Source organism: Geothrix rubra (assembly GCF_030268065.1).
Taxonomy (GTDB): Bacteria; Acidobacteriota; Holophagae; order Holophagales; family Holophagaceae; genus Geothrix; species Geothrix rubra.
The window spans coordinates 54,823-72,129 of the sequence record NZ_BSDD01000001.1 but is presented as its reverse complement, the minus strand read 5'-3'; the positions used below and the strand labels follow the sequence as shown (position 1 = coordinate 72,129).

General features: G+C 72.2%; 13 protein-coding genes. 4 read left to right on the top strand and 9 right to left on the bottom strand.

All coding sequences use genetic code 11. From position 1 onward, the window contains the following. Positions 1–1,308: 1,308 nt before the first annotated feature. Both QSJ33_RS00270 and QSJ33_RS00265 read left to right on the top strand, forming a co-directional pair. Positions 1,309–2,262: an AAA family ATPase gene (locus QSJ33_RS00270; RefSeq protein ID WP_285722006.1), complete on the top strand. Its 954-nt coding sequence runs from the start codon at positions 1,309–1,311 to the stop codon at positions 2,260–2,262. Between the two features lie 39 nt (positions 2,263–2,301). Continuing rightward, complete coding sequence (locus tag QSJ33_RS00265) at positions 2,302–2,664, top strand: hypothetical protein (protein ID WP_285722005.1); 363 nt, start codon at positions 2,302–2,304, stop codon at positions 2,662–2,664. Here the strand turns inward: QSJ33_RS00265 and QSJ33_RS00260 are convergent. Further along, positions 2,661–5,822: a serine/threonine-protein kinase gene (locus tag QSJ33_RS00260; RefSeq protein WP_285722004.1), complete on the bottom strand. Its 3,162-nt coding sequence runs from the start codon at positions 5,820–5,822 to the stop codon at positions 2,661–2,663. The genes QSJ33_RS00265 and QSJ33_RS00260 overlap by 4 nt on opposite strands. Before the next feature lie 298 nt (positions 5,823–6,120). Between QSJ33_RS00260 and QSJ33_RS00255 the strand changes: the two genes are divergently transcribed. Beyond that, positions 6,121–7,863, top strand: a complete 1,743-nt coding sequence (locus tag QSJ33_RS00255) for an ABC transporter permease (protein WP_285722003.1) — start codon at positions 6,121–6,123, stop codon at positions 7,861–7,863. A 7-nt stretch (positions 7,864–7,870) separates the two neighbouring features. Next, on the top strand, positions 7,871–9,157 hold the full coding sequence (locus QSJ33_RS00250) for an ABC transporter ATP-binding protein (protein WP_285722001.1): 1,287 nt from the start codon (positions 7,871–7,873) through the stop codon (positions 9,155–9,157). A 181-nt stretch (positions 9,158–9,338) separates the two neighbouring features. Here QSJ33_RS00250 and QSJ33_RS00245 read toward each other — a convergent pair whose 3' ends face one another. The 8 genes from QSJ33_RS00245 to QSJ33_RS00210 form a co-directional block, all read right to left on the bottom strand. Beyond that, positions 9,339–10,649: a carbohydrate porin gene (locus QSJ33_RS00245; RefSeq protein WP_285722000.1), complete on the bottom strand. Its 1,311-nt coding sequence runs from the start codon at positions 10,647–10,649 to the stop codon at positions 9,339–9,341. A gap of 225 nt (positions 10,650–10,874) precedes the next feature. Beyond that, positions 10,875–11,717: a DMT family transporter gene (locus tag QSJ33_RS00240; protein WP_338001138.1), complete on the bottom strand. Its 843-nt coding sequence runs from the start codon at positions 11,715–11,717 to the stop codon at positions 10,875–10,877. Between the two features lie 63 nt (positions 11,718–11,780). Continuing rightward, on the bottom strand, positions 11,781–12,152 hold the full coding sequence (locus QSJ33_RS00235) for a response regulator (protein ID WP_285721999.1): 372 nt from the start codon (positions 12,150–12,152) through the stop codon (positions 11,781–11,783). Between the two features lie 45 nt (positions 12,153–12,197). Beyond that, entirely contained in the window at positions 12,198–13,349 is a 1,152-nt protein-coding gene (locus QSJ33_RS00230; RefSeq protein ID WP_285721997.1) for a D-alanyl-D-alanine carboxypeptidase/D-alanyl-D-alanine-endopeptidase, read from the bottom strand. A gap of 25 nt (positions 13,350–13,374) precedes the next feature. Continuing rightward, complete coding sequence (locus tag QSJ33_RS00225; protein WP_285721995.1) at positions 13,375–13,944, bottom strand: type II secretion system protein; 570 nt, start codon at positions 13,942–13,944, stop codon at positions 13,375–13,377. Between the two features lie 22 nt (positions 13,945–13,966). Continuing rightward, the gene (locus QSJ33_RS00220) at positions 13,967–15,751 is read right to left on the bottom strand and encodes an HD-GYP domain-containing protein (RefSeq protein ID WP_285721994.1); all 1,785 of its coding nucleotides are present in this window, start codon (positions 15,749–15,751) and stop codon (positions 13,967–13,969) included. Positions 15,752–15,805: 54 nt separating this feature from the next. Further along, positions 15,806–16,393 carry a hypothetical protein gene (locus QSJ33_RS00215; protein WP_285721992.1) on the bottom strand — a complete coding sequence of 196 codons (588 nt, stop codon included), beginning with the start codon at positions 16,391–16,393 and terminating at the stop codon, positions 15,806–15,808. Beyond that, a complete protein-coding gene (locus tag QSJ33_RS00210; RefSeq protein ID WP_285721990.1) occupies positions 16,390–17,283 on the bottom strand; it encodes an ACP S-malonyltransferase in 894 nt (297 codons plus the stop codon). Before QSJ33_RS00210 ends, QSJ33_RS00215 begins: the two co-directional genes overlap by 4 nt. Positions 17,284–17,307 lie beyond the last annotated feature (24 nt).

Sequence of the window (17,307 nt, the reverse complement as noted above, 5' to 3'; positions counted from 1 at the left end):
AGTGGTCCAGGTAGCCCGACACATCCTGGGGGGCGTGGTTCTGGAACAGCTCGGAGTAGGCCCACTGCATGCCGCCTTCGCCCAGCAGCCGCTCCGTGGTCTCCCAGGCCCCGCCCAGGCCCTCCAGGAGGAACAGGCAGTCCGGGAACTCCCGGCGCACCCGGGCGCCGAGGTACTGCCAGACCTCCAGGGGCACCATGTAGCCCGCGTCGCAGCGGAAACCGTCCACCCCGCGGCGGCACCAGGTGAGCAGGGCTTCGGCCACGGTCTCCCAGAAGGCCGGCGGCCCGCCCGACAGTTCCACCAGGTCCCCCCAGGTCACGCCCCAGGCGCCGGGGCTGTGGAAGCGGCCGTCGGGGTCGCGGAGGAACCACTCCGGATGGGTCTCCATCAGCCGGGAGCCCCAGCCCGTGTGGTTCACCACGATGTCGAGGAGCAGGGTGCCGCCGCGGAGGTGCACGCCGTCCGCCAGCTCCCGGAACTGGTCCACGGCCGTGGTGCGCCGGTCGAATGCCACGAGGGCCGGATCGATGGCCGTGAGGTCGAGCTGGGCGTAGGGGCTGCCGAAGCGGCCCAGGCGGGCGAAGGTGGTGGGCACGGGGCCCACGGGCAGCAGGTGCAGGATGCGACAGCCCAGGGTGTCGAAGATGTGGGGCAGGCAGGCCGCCAGGTCCCGCAGGGTGCCGGAGGGCGGGATCACCGTCATCCCCTGGGCGTCCAGCTCCGCCCAGGCGGCCTCCCGGGCCGGATCCCGGGCCTCCCGCAGGGCGCGGCCGGCGCCGAACATGCGGGGGAAGGCGCAGTACACCAGGTTGGCCGTACGCAGCCGGTCCGGCAGGACGCTCACCCCCAGGTCGTCCCCCTCCGGCCAGTGCTGGCGCCCGGCCAGGTCCACGGCGTAGGCCTTGGCGCGGAAGTGGCCCGTTTCCGTGAGGGCCAGGTCCAGGGACCAGCCCCCCTCCTCGGCATGGAGCGGGAGGTCCCGCCAGGCGGCCCCGGCGAAGGTCTGGGCCTCGGGCACGGTCCCGGCCAGGGCGAGGATCTCCTCCCGGGCCCGGGCGCCGCGGGTGAGGTTGGTGCGCAGGTAGGCCCGCCAGCCCGGCTGGCCCGGCGCAGGGTGGGCGAGGTCCACCCGCAGCCGGTCCCCCACGTATCGCACCGCGTGGTCTCCTGGGACCGGTGTCATGGCGGGTCGGAGCACGGCTCACCCGGGGACGTGCCCCATGGTAAACCCCCGGGGGCCCAGACGCAGGTTCCTCGGATTGCGGGTTCCCAGGTTCCGAGCCCGCGGGGCAGAATGGTCGCACCATGCCCAACGCATCCAACGCCGCCCTCGAGTCCCTGCTCGCCGAATGCCGCAAGGTGATCGTCGGCCAGCCCCTGCTGCTGAACCGCCTGCTCGTCGCCCTGCTCTGCCGCGGCCACGTGCTGCTGGAGGGCCTGCCGGGCCTGGCGAAGACCCGCACCATCAAGACGCTGGCGGCGGCCAGCCACACCAGCTTCCGGCGCATCCAGTTCACGCCGGACCTGCTGCCCAGCGACGTGGTGGGCACCCTCGTCTTCGATCCCAAGGCCCTCACCTTCACGCCGAAGAAGGGACCGGTGTTCGCGAACCTCCTCCTGGCCGACGAGATCAACCGCGCCCCTTCCAAGGTGCAGGCCGCCCTGCTGGAGGCCATGGAAGAGCGCCAGGTCACCCTGGGCGAGGAGAGCTTCCGCCTGCCGGATCCCTTCCTCGTGCTGGCCACCCAGAATCCCCTGGAGCAGGAGGGCACCTTCCCCCTGCCCGAGGCCCAGATGGACCGCTTCCTCTTCAAGCTGCGGGTGGACTACCCGAAGCAGGAGGAGGAGATCGAGGTGCTGCGCCGCGCCCACCTCACCGGGGACCAGGTGCATCCCGTCGTGGATGGCGCCATCCTGCTGGCCGCCGGCGCCGAGGCCGAACAGGTGCGGCTGGACGAGGCCATCCGCGGCTACATCGTGCGCCTGGTGCAGGCCACCCGCCCCGGCCACGGCAAGCCCTGGAAGGGCAAGGAGCAGCTCCGCTGCGGCGCCAGCCCCCGGGCCTCCCTCGCGCTCCAGGCCTCCTCCCGCGCCCTGGCCTTCCTCCAGGGCCGCGACCATGTGCTGCCCCAGGACGTGGTGGACCTGGCGCCGGACGTGCTGCGCCACCGCCTCCTGCTCACCTTCGAGAGCGAGGCCGACGGCGCCACCACCGACCAGGCCATCGCCCAGCTCCTCCAAGCCGTGCCCCGACCCTGAGCCCGGCCCCCGATTCCCCCACCCCCCTCCGGAGACGCCATGGCGACCCGCACGACCCCGAAGCGCCCCAAGATCACGGGCATCACCCTGAACGTCCTCATGCCCGACGGCACCTCGCGCATCCACACGCTGGATCCCATCGAGTGCGACGCCCTGGCCTGGAGCGACCGCGGGGTGAAGGTCCTCGGCAAGTTCTACGAGAAGGGCGGCCCCGCCGAGGGCAAGCGCATGACGCGGGAGGATTTCCTCCGCCGCTTCCCCCAGGCCGCCAAGCTCATCGGGAAGAGCCAGGACATCCTCATGACCCCCGAGCTCGTCGAGCGCCTCTGGAACCTTGCCAAGGAGGACGGCACGACGCCCGCCTTCCTCTGCAAGCACACCATCAACGTCATCAACGGCTAGAAATCACGCCAGGCGGGATCGAGGGCCTTCACCCGGGCGAGGGCCTTCGCTCCCGCCTCCCTGTTTCCGCAGGCGCGCTCGAAGGCGGCCAGCCCATCCCAGGCGAGGGGATCGGAGGAGCCCTGGCGGGCGAGGAAGGCTGCCAGGCGGCGGCCTTCCTCGCGGGCCCCGGCCGCCGGCGCGGAAGGACCGACCTGGAGCCTGAGGGCAAGGGCCTTCAGCCAGACGCCGGCCACCACGTCGGGTTCCTCCTCGGGGTGGGCCAGCAGGGGCGCGAGACGGTCGATCTCATCCAGGTCGGACCGGGGATCGCCCCCATGGGAGGCCTTCCAGGTGGCCTCCGCTGTGAGGGCCTGGGTGAGGTAGGGGGCGAGGGACTGGAGCGGGGCCCCGGCTCCGCGGGCGGTCTGGAAGGCCCGGCGGGCGTCCGCCACGGCTTCGCCTGGATCCTCCCCATCCCGGGCCTGGGCCATGGCGAGGTCCGCCAGGCCGATGAGGACGCCCCGGTGGAAGCCGACGTGGTGTGGCTGGGCCTTCAGGCCCTCCCCGTAGGCCAGGACAGCCTCCCGGGCTTCAGCACGCGGATCGCCGCCGATGTAGAGGGCGGCCGTGGCCATGGCCTGAGCCAGGCCGCCCAGGTTGCCCTGGTAGTAGGGCTCGGAGAGATGCGCCTGGGCCAGGCGCCGGGATTCCTCCAGGAAGGGCAGGACCTCCGGGCGGGAATAGGTCCCCCGCATGCCCATCACCCGGATCCAGGTGAGCAGGGCCGCGCTCCGGATGTTCATGAGGATGATCTGGGAGGGGTCCAGCCGGAGGCCCTGATCCGCCACCTGGACGGCCTCCTTGAACTTCCCGCTGGGATCCTCGCCCTCGTTCAACAGGCGGAAACCCTCGGTCCGCAGCACCGCCGCACGGGCCGTGAGGCCGTCCAGGTCCCGGGGATCCCGGCGGAGCGCCTCGGCCGAAGCCTGGTCTGCCTGGGTCAGCCAGGGATCGGGCTCCCGATCCCGCTGGGACAGGTAGCGCGCCTCCTCGGCCCAGGCCCGGGCCCGCCAGGCCACGGGCTGGGCGGCGGCGGGCTCCAGCCGCGCCCAGCGGTCGGCCACCTCGAGTTCCGCCTGGACGAGGGGACGCGGGTCCGCCTCGGTCTGCCAGTTCAGGACCACGGCCTCCTGCCGCTGGCGCATCTCCAGGCGCAGCAGGTCCACGTCGCAGGGGGCGCGGGCCTCGGCCTGGGCCAGCAGGGAACCGGCCCGGGCCAGCAGGGTGTCGGCCAGCCGGGGGTCCTGCTGGGCGTGGGCCTGGGCGATCTCGGCCTCGGCCTCCAGTCGCAGGGCCTCGTAGAACCAGGGGGCCTGGTCCTGGGCGCGCTGGGCCAGGTCCACGGCCCGGCGGGGATCCCCCTGCATGAGGGCGAGGAGGCCCTCGCGGTAGGCCGGGGGTTCCAGGGAGGCGGCGGCCCCCTGGCGCAGCCAGGTCGCGGCGGGCTCCCGCAGGGTGCGGTCCAGCTCTGCGATCCGGCGCTGCCGCATCTGCGGGTCCGGCAGGGCGTAGGCCTTCCCCACCTCCGCCTGGTAGAGGGCTGCCAGGGCGCGCCCAAGGGCGTGGGCCGCCTCCGGGGTCCGGAACCCCAGGGACCAGGCCCGCTCCAGTTCCCGCTTCGCCTCGGCGGGCTCATCCAAGGCGAGGTGGGCGCGCCCCAGGGCGTAGGCGCCGGGGGCCTCGGCCAGGGCACCCGCGGCCTGCACCTCGGCCTGGAGGCCCCCCACCCGCGCCCGGAGATCGGCCTGGTCCGTGCGGAGGTCCCGCGCAGGCTGGAGGCGGAGGTACCGGGCCAGGGCCTCGATGCGCTCCGCCTCCTGGGCGAAGCGCTGGGCGTAGGCGGTCTGCTCCCGCGACCGGATGCGCTCGCGGACGGCGAAGCCGCCGAAGGCCAGGGCCGCCAGGCAGACCAGGGCGCCGGCCGTGACGGCGGCCTTGCGCTTCCGCGCCCAGCGGAGGACGCGCTCGGCCAGGGTCAGGGGCCGGGCCTGGATGGGTTCCCCGTCGAGGATCCGGTGCAGGTCCTCGCCCAGGGCGCGGGCGGTGGGATAGCGGCGACGGGGGTCCTTCTCCAGGCAGGTGAGGACCACGGTCTCCAGGTCCGCCGGAAGGTCGGGCACGAACCGCCGGAGCGGCACGGGATCGTCCTTCACGATGCGGGCCATGCAGTCCAGCCCCTCGCCCTCGAAGGGCGGACGGCCCGCCAGCAGCGTGTACAAGGTCGCCCCCAGGGCGTAGACATCGGAGCGGCGGTCGAGCTGGCCCGACTCGCCCCGCGCCTGCTCCGGGGACATGAAGCTCACGGTGCCCATGACGTGGCCGGTCTGGGTGACGCCGCCCCCCTCCTGGCCCCGGGCCAGCCCGAAGTCCAGCACGCAGGCCCGGACGCCGCCCTCCTCCGTCCGTTCCACCATGAGGTTGGCTGGCTTCAGGTCCCGGTGGACCAGCCCCACGCGATGGGCCGCATGCACGCCCTCGCAGACCTGCACCATCAGCTCCAGCAGGGTCTCCCGCGGCAGGCCGGCCCCGGCCTCGCGCAGGGACTCCCCGCGGACGTACTGCATGGCGATGTAGGGCTGGCCCCGCCACTCGCCCACCTCGTACACCCGGCACACGTTGGGGTGGTCCACCCGGGCCTGGAGCTGGGCCTCCTGGAGGAAGCGCTGGAGCAGCTCGGGGTCATCCCGGCGCAGGAGCTTGAGGGCCACGGCCCGGCGCAGCTTGGGATCCTCCGCCCGGAAGATGCGGCCCATGCCCCCCTCGCCCACCAGCTCCAGGGACTCGTAGCGCCCCCAGTGGGCCACCCGCTTTGCCCGGAAGAGGCCCTCGGCCTTGGAGGCCCGGATCCCGGCCATCGCCTCGGAGTTGGCCTCGGAGAGGCCCGCCCAGGTGGGCGCCTCGCCCCCCCCGGAGCCCTCCGGGGCGGGCCCGGTCATGTCCATGGACCAGTGGGTGTCCGAGAAGGTCTCCAGGTCCTCCTCCAGCAGGTCGCGCTCCGCGGCCGTCAGGCGGCCGGAGGACACCAGATCGTCCAGGCTGGCCCCCCGGGCCTCCGCCGGCTCCACCAGGCCCCGGGCCACGGCCAGGGCCAGCAGCCGCTCCTCAGAGGTGGCCACAGGGGGGCTCCGGCACGGTCTCTCCTCCAGGTAGGGGCTCCATGGTGACGCGAAGGCCCGCGGGAATGAAGCGGAAGGCTCCGAGAAACCGGGTTGACCCCTCCAGGCCGGGGAAGGCAGACTGCCTCTGGCCCTGGCGCCGGAAAGGAGGTTGCGATGGGACGACAGACCGACCTCGCTGAACCTCCGTCGAGTCGCGCCGCCCGCTGAGGCGGCTCCCGCGGCTCCCCTTTCCCCCGCCCCCTGACCGGGATGGCGGCCTGCATCGGCGCGGCGCATCCCCTCCTCCGGACCGGCCATGATCCATCGCTTCCTCGACACCGTGTGGGGACAGGCCAACGCCCTGTTCCTTCCCTTCAAGCGCCGCCGCTGGGTGGACCTCCTGGTCCTCGTGGCCGGCGCCGCCATCCTCTACGGCCTCGTCATGATGGGCCGCCAGTGGACCGGCGTGCATCGCCCCCTCGTGGAGATCGACCTCTCCCCCTGGGCCCTGCCCAAGTACACCTTCTTCTCCATGATGCGGGGCCTGGTGGCCTACGTCATCAGCCTGGGCTTCACCCTGGTCTACGCCTTCTGGGCCGCCAAGGACCGCCGGGCGGAGAAGCTGCTCATCCCCCTGCTGGACATCCTCCAGAGCATCCCCGTGCTGGGCTTCATGCCCGGCCTGGTGCTGGCGCTGGTGGCCATCTTCCCCCACAGCAACCTGGGGCTGGAACTGGCCGCGGTGCTCATGATCTTCACGGGCCAGGCCTGGAACATGACCTTCAGCCTCTACCACTCCCTGAAGTCCGTGCCCCTGGACATGCAGGAGTCGGCCACGGTCTACGGGTTCAACTGGTGGCAGCGCTTCAAGTGGGTGGAACTGCCCTTCGGCACCACGGGCCTGGTGTGGAACAGCATGATGAGCATGGCCGGCGGCTGGTTCTTCCTGATGATCACGGAGGCCTTCAAGCTCGGCGACAAGGACTTCCGGCTGCCGGGCCTGGGCTCGTACATGAGCGTGGCCGTGGAGCAGGGGAACGTGCCTGCCATGGCCTACGCCATCCTCGCGATGGTGGCCATGATCGTGTTCCTCGACCAGGTGCTCTGGCGGCCCGTGGTGGTCTGGGCCCAGCGCTTCCGCGTGGAGGAGACGGCCCAGGGCGAGGCGCCCCGGAGCTGGCTGCTGAAGCTGTTCCGCCGCTCCCGCCTCATCCGCTGGCTGGAGGCCCGGCGCGTCCACCGGAAGACGACGGTCCACCCGCAGCCCCCCAAGCCGGGGGGCGGGCCGGCCGCGTCCCTCCGCCTGCGCGGCGGCCGCTGGCTGGCGAACGCGGGCCTCCTGGCCCTGCTCGCCCTGGCCGCCTGGTCCGCCGTCAGCCTGGTGGCCTTCCTGCGGCCCATCCCCGGCGCCCGCTGGTGGGACCTGGCCAAGGCCGGGGGCCTCACCCTCAGCCGGGTGCTGATCTCCACCCTCCTGGGCACCCTCTGGGCCGTGCCCGCGGGCCTGGCCATCGGCCTCTCGCCTCGGCTCTCCAAGGTCCTCCAGCCTGTGGTGCAGGTGGCGGCCTCCTTCCCCGCCCCCATGCTCTTCCCGGTGGTCATCGGCATCCTGGCCACCTTCGGCGTGGGCCTGAACTACGGCTGCATCGTGCTCATGCTCCTCGGCACGCAGTGGTACATCCTCTTCAACGTCATCGCGGGGGCCATGGCCATCCCCGGCGACCTGCGGGAGGCGGCCACCAGCTTCCGCCTGTCCCGCTGGCACCGGATGAAGGCGCTCTACCTGCCCTCGATCTTCCCCTACCTGGTGACGGGCTGGGTGACCGCCGCGGGCGGCGCCTGGAACGCCAGCATCGTGGCCGAGTACGCCGAGTACAAGGGCCACACCCTCACCACCTGGGGCCTGGGCTCCACCGTAAGCGCCGCGGCCTACCACCGCGACCTCCCCCTCCTCGCCGCCGGCGTCATCCTCATGTCCAGCCTGGTGGTGACCTTCAACCGCCTGGTCTGGAAGCCGTGCTACCAGCTCGCCGCCACCCGCTACTCCCTGACGAAATAGGTGCCCCATGGTGTCTGAAGCCCCGATCTGCGAACTCAAGGGCGTCCAGAAGTTCTTCGACCGCGGCGGCGGCAACCTGCTGCGGGTGCTGGAGGACATCAACCTCGACATCCGCCCCAACGAGGTGCTCTGCCTCATCGGCCCCTCGGGCTGCGGCAAGTCCACCATCCTGCGGATCTTCGCGGGCCTCATCGAGGCCAGCAAGGGCGAGGTGCGGTACCACGGCAACCGCCTGGAGGGCCTGAACCCCGGGGTGTCCATCGTGTTCCAGGGCTTCGCGCTCTATCCCTGGATGACGGTGGAGGAGAACGTCCGCACCGTGCTCCGTGCCAAGGGCCTGGCCGAGGACGAGGTCCGCTCCCGGGCTGACCGGGCCATCACCCTGGTGGGCCTGGAGGGCTTCGAGGAGGCCTACCCCCGGGAGCTCTCCGGCGGCATGAAGCAGCGGGTGGGCATGGCCCGCGCCCTCAGCGTGGATCCCGAGATCCTCTTCATGGACGAGCCCTTCAGCCAGGTCGACGCCCTCACGGCGGAGGGCCTCCGGGCCGAGATCCTGGACATCTGGGTGGACGCCGAGCGGAACCCCTCCTCCATCCTGATGGTGAGCCACGACATCAAGGAGGTGGCCTACATGGCCGACCGCATCGTGGTGCTCTCGGCGAACCCCGGCCGCGTCCGCACCATCGTGGAGAACCCCCTGCCCCGGCCCCGGGATACGCGCTCCGCGGAGTTCCTCCGGCTGGTGGACCAGCTCCACGACATCATCACCAGCGCCGAGCTGCCGGACGTGGAGATCACGGCCCCCGAGCCGAGCCTCCTCTCGGACATGGCCGAGCCCCTGCCCTCCGCCCAGAGCGGCGACATCCTGGGCCTGCTGGAATTCCTCGAGACCCAGGGCGGCACCTGCGACCTCTTCCAGGTGGTCTCGCACACCCACGTGCCCTTCGAGCTGGTGCTGGCCTCCGTGAAATCCGCCGAGATGCTGGAGTTCGTGGACACGCCCAAGCGCTCCGTCATCTTCACGGCCCTGGGCCAGCGCTTCGTCCGCGCCGGCATGGAGGAGCGCAAGCAGATCTGGAAGGAGCAGCTCCTCAAGCTCAAGCTCTTCCGCGTGGTGACGGACCTGCTCGACATGCACGAGGGCCAGCTGAGCCGCGAGGAGCTCATCTCCGAGCTGCACCACCGCCTGCCCATGGAGGACCCCGAACGGACCTTCGAGACCCTCGTCGCGTGGGGTCGGTTCGGCGAGCTCTTCGCCTACCGGGAGGAGCGCGGCGTCCTCACGCCCGAGTAGGCGGGTTTTCCACTGCCCCACCTGGACTACCGCCCCGATCGCACGCGACGTCAGTCGCGTGCTCCCGCTCCCGCGGCGCCTCCGGCTTGCGATCGCGGAGGGGGCCCCGTGGGGCCGTTTCGGCGAGCTCTTCGCCTACCGCGAGGAGCGCGGCGTCCTCACGCCCGAGTAGCCGTCCCCTTCAGAACTGCCCATGCACCCGCAGGGCGAAGATGGACGCGGGTCCCCGGTCCCGGTTGAAGGCCGGGTGCTCGACCCGTTCGGCGTCCAGGGAGACGGTGAAGCCATGGGCGGCCTCGAAGGCGTAGTAGGCCTCCACGATCCGCTCCTGGCCGGGGTTCAGGCGGCCGTCCCCGACGATGAACCCGTAGCCGCCGGCCCCCAGGTAGGCCCGGTGGTCCGGCGAGAGGCCGTTGACGATGGCCGCCAGCCCCAGCCGGTCCTCCGGGCGCCCCCAGCGGGGCCCGGCCAGGCTCAGGCCTCCGGCGGCCGTGCGGTCCACTTCCGTGAAGGCCCAGGTCTCGGTGCGCCCGTCGTTCCACCCGGCCCGGAGGAACGCACCCAGGTCCGGCGTGAGGGCCTGCTCGGCGCTGAGGCCCCAGCCGTACTTGATCCGGCCCGCGCGGCGCGTGGCAGTGACATCGGGTGTGGCGGGATTCCCTTCCAGGCTCTTCCGGTAGTCGCCCATCCGGGCGTGGTTGGCGTACCCCATCAGCCGCACCCGCCCCGCGAGGCCGCCGAGCTCGTGCCCGTGCTCCAGCTCGACCACGTCCCCGTGGGCGCGGGAGACCTGGTGGTCGAAGAGCAGGCCGTTGGCTTCTTTCGGCTCCAGGAAGCTGCCCGCCCGCAGGGCCCAGGCGTCCCAGACCAGCTCCAGGGCCGCGCCCCAGGTGTAGCCGCGGGTGTCCGCCGGGTAGTCCCAGCTGGCCGTGTCCATGAGGGCCCAGTTGAGGAACTGGCTGCGGGGATCGTGGGCGTAGGCGTTCTGGTCGAAGACATCGCCCGCGGAGAAGCGGCCCAGGGTCAGCACGAGGCGGCGGGCGCTCCGGGTCCCGCCGAGCTGGTTGGCATCGGGAACCACCGTTTCCGCGGCGCCGCCGAGCGCCCAGGTCTGCCGCAGGAAGACCCGCGCCAGGGAGGCCTTCAGCTCCGGACTGTCCACGCGGTAGATCTCGCCGTTCGCGGCGCCCGCGAGCCCCAGGACATGGCTGATGCCCTGCCCCGCCGCCGCCTCGGGGTTCACGTAGAGCTCGCCGCCTTCCCACAGCCGCCGCCCCAGGAAGAGCGTGGCCGTGAACGAGGTGCGGATCTCCTTCCGGGATTCGAGGCTGTTCCCGCCGGCGTAGGGCGACGGGAAGGCCCCGTGGCCCTGGGTGACCGTGGTGGCCTGGCCGTGGAGGCTCCAGGTCTCGGCCTCCTGGGCAAGGGCCGGCAGGGCCGGGCCCAGGGCCAGGAGGAGCAGGGGGGAAAGCAGGGTTCCGCGGAGGGACATGGAAGCACCGGAACGGTCGGGTTCGGGGGAATCATCGAGTGCGACACCCTCCGGAGCCCGGTCCCGGCCTCCGGCATCCCGTCAGCCGAAGGAGGGCCTGCCCCGGAGGGCGCCACTCGACGGAGGCTCGGCGATCGGGGTCAGCACAGCCATCGCAGCCTCCTTTCAGGCAATCCGCCGAGATTAGCAACCCTGCCCTGACCTGCCAACCCTGTATTCCCGGGATCAGGTCCGCGCCGGGGGGCTCAGGGCGCTGAGGGCGATGCCCGCCAGCACCAGGAGGATGCCCGCGCCCTGCAGCGGGCGCACGGCCTCCCCCAGCAGCACCCAGCCCAGGCCCACGGTGGCCACGGGCTGCACCATCAGGGTCACGGCGCCGAGGTTGGTCGACACGTGGCCCAGCCCCCAGGTGATGAGCCACCAGGCGGCCACCTGCACCACCAGCCCCAGGGCCGCCAGGGAGAGCCAGGCCTGGGGGGGGAAGCCATGGAAGGCCTCGCCCCGCGCCCCTGCCAGCAGGGCGAACCCGGCCGTGCAGCAGAGGACCACCCAGGCCAGGGCCTCCGGCGCGGCGAGCTCACGGCGGGCCCTGCCCAGGGTCAGGGTGAAGCAGGCATAGGCCAGGGAGGCCAGCGCCGCCAGCAGCTCGCCCCGGCCCGTGCCCCAGCGGGCGCCCTTGGCCAGGCCCAGCACCAGACCCCCGGCCAGGGCGAAGGCCAGGCCCAGCCAGAAGCGCCTGCGGAGCCGTGTCCCCAGCCACAGCACGGAGATGGCGGCCACCCAGAGGGGCGCCAGCCCCACCAGCAGGGTCGAGTTGGCCGCGCTGGTGAATTCCAGGGAGGTGTGCCACAGCCACAGGTCGGCGATGAAGCAGAGGCCCGCCAGGAGGGCCCAGCCCCGGGCCGCGCCCTGCCCGGGCCGACGGGCGCGCCAGCCCATCCAGGCCACCAGGGGCAGGGCGAAGGCCATCCGGTAGAACCCGATGATCAGCGGGCTGGCCGGGGCCGACCAGCGGACCAGCATGGCCGCGAAGCCCAGGAGGACGGCCCCGGCCAGCACAGCCGTCAAGCCCCGTGCCCCGCCTGCCTCGCCCGCTGTTCCGCCCATCCCACCAGCATCCCCGGGAGGGTCTCAACCGGCAAGCGCCTCCGCCACCTTCTCCACCAGGGCGGCGGGTTCCAGGGGCTTGAGCAGGAACCCGGAGATGCCGTGCTGCTGCATCCGCTGCAGCGCCTCGTCGTCCCGGTGGGCGGAGAGCACCAGCACCGGCAGGCCCTGGAGGGCCGCATCCTCCCGGCAGGCCCGCACCAGGCTCTCGCCGGGACACTCGGGCATGAGGAGGTCCATGACCAGCAGGTCCACCGGATCGTCCCGCAACACCTTCAGCACCGAGAAGAGGGAGTCTGGCTCGACCTCCACGACCTCGTGGCCCTGCGCCCGCAGGGCCCCCGCCGCGAACACGCGGGCCAGACGGCTGTCGTCCACGATGGCGATCCGGGCCATGGCTTCCCCCGGTACCTCATCGGCCGCCTTGCGGCCTCCCTGAATTCAGTTCGCCCAGCGGGACACCTGGGGCCAGATGTCCTCGTCCGTGGCGGGCCCGTTCAGGAGGATGGCGAAGACGCGCACCCGGCCGTCCGGCATCTGGATGTAGCCGCAGAGGCTGTCCACCCGGTCCAGGTGGCCGCTCTTCACCCGCAGCCGGCGGGCCAGGTTGGGATCCTTGATCCGCAGCTTCCAGGGCTCGCCGCCGATGATCTTGAGGGAGGCCACGTATTCGGGTCCCACCTCGAAGTCGTGGTACCCGGCCCGCAGGACGATGGCCAGGGTCCGGGCGCTGAGGCGGTTCTCCTTGCTCAGGCCCGAACCGTCGGTGATGTGGATGTCCTCGGCGGACAGGCCGAAGGTGGTGGCGTAGAAGTCCTGGATGCGCCGGACGCCACGGGGCCAGGAGCCCTCGCCGAAGGCGCGGACCAGCATCTCCACCATGAAGTTGTTGGACCACTTGTTGATGTCCAGCACCAGGTCGCGGAGGGGCGGGGAGGGCCAGGCCAGGAGTTTTCGGGGCTCGGTCCGCGCCGGCGCGGGCCGCCCCTCGAAGACGATGCCCGCCTCCTGGAGGACCTCCTGGAGGGTGCGCCGCGCGAGGCCGTCCGGATCGCCCACGATGCGGCCCCGGTCGTCCCGGTTGAAGTTCACGGAGAGGGCCTGCACGCGCGGCAGGGTGTCGGCGGTGGTGTTCTCCCAGCCCTCCGGTTCCGTCTGGGCATCGAAGGCGCTCTGGTCCAGGCGGATGCCGCCCGTCACGCGGTCCACGCCGGCCCGGCGCAGGGCGTGGGCCAGCAGCCAGATCCGTTCGCTGGTGAGGAAGGGATCACCCCCGCCCTTGAAGACGAGGTCCCCCTGCACGGTGCCGTTCTGGAGGTCCCCCCAGACCTCCGTGTCCAGGGTGAAATCGGGCTTCCAGCTCTTGAGCAGGGCGTAGGTCGTGACCGCCTTCGTGGTGCTGGCGGGCACCAGGGCCAGGCCGTCCTGGTACCGCTCGATGGCCTTGCCGGTGGCGGCATCCCAGAGCCCGGCGGAGACCTTCACCCCCCGCCGCTCCAGGCCCCTGGCCCAGGTCTGGACATCCTCGGCCCGCAGCCCCGTGAGGGCCAGCGCCAGGATCATGGCCGCGCCGGTGAATCGTTTCGGGTTCATGCCGCCTCGCAGGAGAATCCGCCCACTATTTCTTGGAGGTCGGGGCGCTGGCGTTGGGATCCAGGACCTTCCTGCCCTTGGCGATGTCATCCGCGCTGAGCCCCCCGCCGCCCAGCCCCAGCAGGTTCGGATCGGCGGTGAAGACCCAGTCCGAGACCAGGGTCTTGTGCTGGTAGATGTGGATGGCGTCCTTGGTGCAGTGGCTGCGCACCCCTACGATGGGGAGCCCCTCCGTGCTGCCGGAGGCCCCGGCCTGCACCTGGGTGACGTATTCCCACTCCCCGCCCGGCGTCATGGGATCCGCGTACTTCTGCCGGAGGATCCGCGGGCGGACCTTCATGACCTCGTCCAGGTCCACGGGGTACTTGTGGAACTTGGCGAAGTACACCCGGATGGCCTCGGCGATGGCCTCGCCCCGGAAGATCAGCTCCGATTCGTTGGCCCGCTGGATCTCGGCTGAAATCAAGGGTTCCGCCTTCATCAGCATGACTCCCATGACCACGATCATGGCCAGGGCCAGGGCCATGGTGAAGCCGCGCTGACGCCGCCTCCCGGCGGGGAGGGCAGCCACGGGCTGGGCGGAACGACGGGGCATGGAAGGCTCCGGGCCCAGGGTACTAGCCCCTGCCCTCCTTCAGTGTCATGAGTTCGAAAAAGGCTTCCACCACCCGGGGGTCGAACTGGGTGCCCGATTCGTTCCTCAGCTCGTCGAGCGCCTGGCGGAAGCCCCGGGGGCGCCGGTAGCTCTTCCCGCTCGTCATCACCTCGTAGGCTTCGATGAGGGCGATGATGCGGCTGCCCATGGGGATGGCGGTCTCCCGCAGCCCATCGGGATAGCCGTAGCCGTCCCAGCGCTCGTGGTGGTGGCGGATCATGCGCACCACGTCGAAGGGGAAGCGCAGGTCCTTCAGGAAGACCGCCGCCAGCTCGGGGTGCGTGCGGACCCGCTTCATCTCCTCGGAAGTCAGCTCGGCCTTCGCCAGCATCTGGGGGTCCAGGAGCAGGGTGCCCACGTCGTGGAGGATGGCGGCGATGCTCACCGCCTCCACCTCCTCGGAGGGCAGGTCCAGTCGCAACGCCAGGTCCCGGGCCAGCCGGGCGGTGGCGAGGCTGTGGGGCCGCAGGGTGGGCAGGCGGCTCTCGCTGGACTGGAGGATGCGATGGCTGACCGAGATGAAGGCGTGGTAGTAGCGCTCGTGGAGACGGGCCTCCTGGAGGTAGAGCCCGAGCATGCGGCCCAGCTGCTGGATGGCCTCGATCTCCGTGAGGGAGAAGGACTGGTCCTCCTGCCGGAACACCATGAGCAGGTCGTGGCCCTCGGTGGACTCGTTCAGCAGCAGGGGCATGTAGGTGGCGAAGACCCCCTTCATCTCCGGAGTGTCGGTCATCTCCACCCGCGTGATGAGGCGCAGGTCCTGCTCCCGCACCTTGGGCAGGTGGAAGGTCGCGTGGGCCAGGATCTGCTGCTGGAGTTCCGTGGCCAGCGGGAACTGGCTGTAGGCCAGGATGGGCCGGATCTCCTCGGGATCCTCGATCCACAGCGCCACGGCGCCCGTGGAGAGGATCTGGGTGAGCAGCCCGGCGATCTCCCAGAAGTAGGCCCGGTGCTCCGGCGGCGTCATGCCCCGCTTGCGCTCGGGGCTCACGGGCGGCATCACCCAGCCGCTGAGGGTGCGGTCCGCCTCCCAGGGGAGGGCCGTGAACCCCTCCTGGCCTGCGTGGAAACCGAACAGGCGCTCGCGGGTGCCGGGACCCGCGCCGTGGAGGGTGGAATCCACCGAATGGAGGGGCGCCGCGGCGGGACCGGGGGGCGGCGGCAGGAGCCGCTCCGGGGCGGGCGCCACCTCGTCGATGATGGCGGAGGCCGTGGGCAGCCCCTCGGGCACCTGGTTCGGCTGCAGGGGCCCGGGTGCCTTCGGGGCGGGCCGGGGGGCGGAGCCGTACAGATGGAACTCCCGGAGGGCCTCCACCAGGTCCTCGCAGATGGCCAGGGTGGGCGGCTCGTCCCGGTCCCGGTCGAAGGTCCCGCCCTTGATGCGGTCCCGCTGGATGAGGAGGCCCACCCAGTCGCCCATGAGGTAGAGCGGCGTGATGAGGTAGCGCGGCCACTCCCCGCCCTGGCCGAAGGCCGACAGCTCGGGGGCGTCCGAGGCGTCGTTCACCACGAAGGAGCGCCGCTCCCGGTGGGTGCGCACCACCAGGGGATGGTCCTCCGGGATGGACACCGGCGGGCGGGTGCCCCGGGGCCAGCCGAAGAAGCTCACCACCTCGAAGACTCCCTGGCCCGGCACGCGCAGGTAGAGGGCGCCCTTGGTGCTGCCCACCTCCTCCAGGCAGCGGTAGAGCACCTGCGAGCAGCGGTTCGCGAGCGCTTCGCCGAGGATGAGGGGGGACGCCTGCATGGGGGGCCTGGGTGGTAGAAGAGTTCCCATCATGGCAAGGGTGGGGCGGACTTTCTATCGGCAGGTGTACCAGGAAAGACGACTTTTACCAGCCAGATCCCGGAAATGGCCCTGCTGCTCGGCGAATCGCGCCAGGGCACCCTCCACGCCCCCGAACCGGCGCTCCAGCCAGCGGGACCAGGCCGGCGGCCGCTCCTGGAGGCTGCGCTCCAGCCGCAAGGCCAGGTCCTCGGGTTCGGCCACGCACAGCAGGCCCCGGGCCCCCAGGGCCGCCAGCCGCCCCTCGATCCGCTCGAAAGCCCCCGGCGCGAGCCCCCCCTCCAGCGCCGCGCTGAGGTGGAACCGCTCCTGGTGCGCCGCGAAGGGCGGGAGCCAGCCGTCCCAGGGCGCTGCGGCGCGGGCCGCGGACAGGGCTTCCCAGGCGCCGAGCAGCCCCTCCAGCCACGGCACCACGGACTCGGGGCCGTGGCGCGCTTCCAGGGGCTCGAAGAGGCGCTGGGAGGCCAGGTCCTCGGCGCTCCAGAGCACGGGGTGGGCCGATGCCGCCCGCCAGGCCCGCAGGCGCGTGGTCTTGCCGGAGAGCGGAACCCCCTCCAGCAGCCAGAGGCCATCAGAGGCGGGTGGTGGCCCGTCGAGGATCATGGCGCCGGCTGCAGCGAGGCCACGAAGAGATCCCGGTCCGCCCAGCGCGTGAGGCCCGAGAGCTGGCTGCCGTGGCCGCACTCCGCCAGGGGCGCGCCCAGGGCCCGCAGGCGGCGGACCACCTGGAGCCAGTCCACGGGCAGGGCCACGGAGGCCAGGCCCTCGTCCCAGGCGGCGGCGCCCTCCCGGATCAGGCGACCGTCGAAGTGCGAGATCAGGGGAAAGGCCGGGGCCGCCGGGACCACTCCAGCCAGCCGCCGGGCCAGGGCCGGCAGGAGGGGCGCCATGTGGGGGCCGTGGAGCGGGTGGCGGACCGGCAGCAGCCCCGCCTTCAGGGCCGTGGGCTGGAAATGGGCCACCAGGGTCTCCAGGGCACCCACGGGGCCGGAGACGGTGAACTGGGCCCTTCCGTTGCGGTTGGAGAGCGCCAGGTCCGGCAGGCCGGCCAGGACCTCGCGCAGGTCCAGCTCCGGCACGCCGATGAGGAAGGCCATGCCCATGGCGCCGGAGCCGAAGGCGGCTTCGCTGAGATCCTCCACGGCGGTGATGAGGTCCAGGGCCGCCGCCAGGGGGACCACCTCCGCGGCCACCAGGGCGGAGTAGAAGCCCATGCTGTGGCCCGTGGCCGCCACGGGGAGGGGCAGCCCCAGGGCGCGGCGGGTCCGGTAGATCCCCACGGAGTGGGCCAGCACGGCGTAGGGGGCGCAGCGCTGGGCCCGCAGCGCCTCCAGAGGCCCCTCCGCCATGAGCCGACGCAGGGGCGCCCCCGTGCGGGCCTCCGCCTCGTCCAGCGCCTCCCGCCAGGGCCCGTGGACCTCCCAGCCCGCCGCCATGCCCACGGCCTCCGTGCCCTGGCCGGGGAAGAGGAGCGTGCAGGCGGGCTGGTCCATGGGGAGAGCATAGATCGGGTCCCC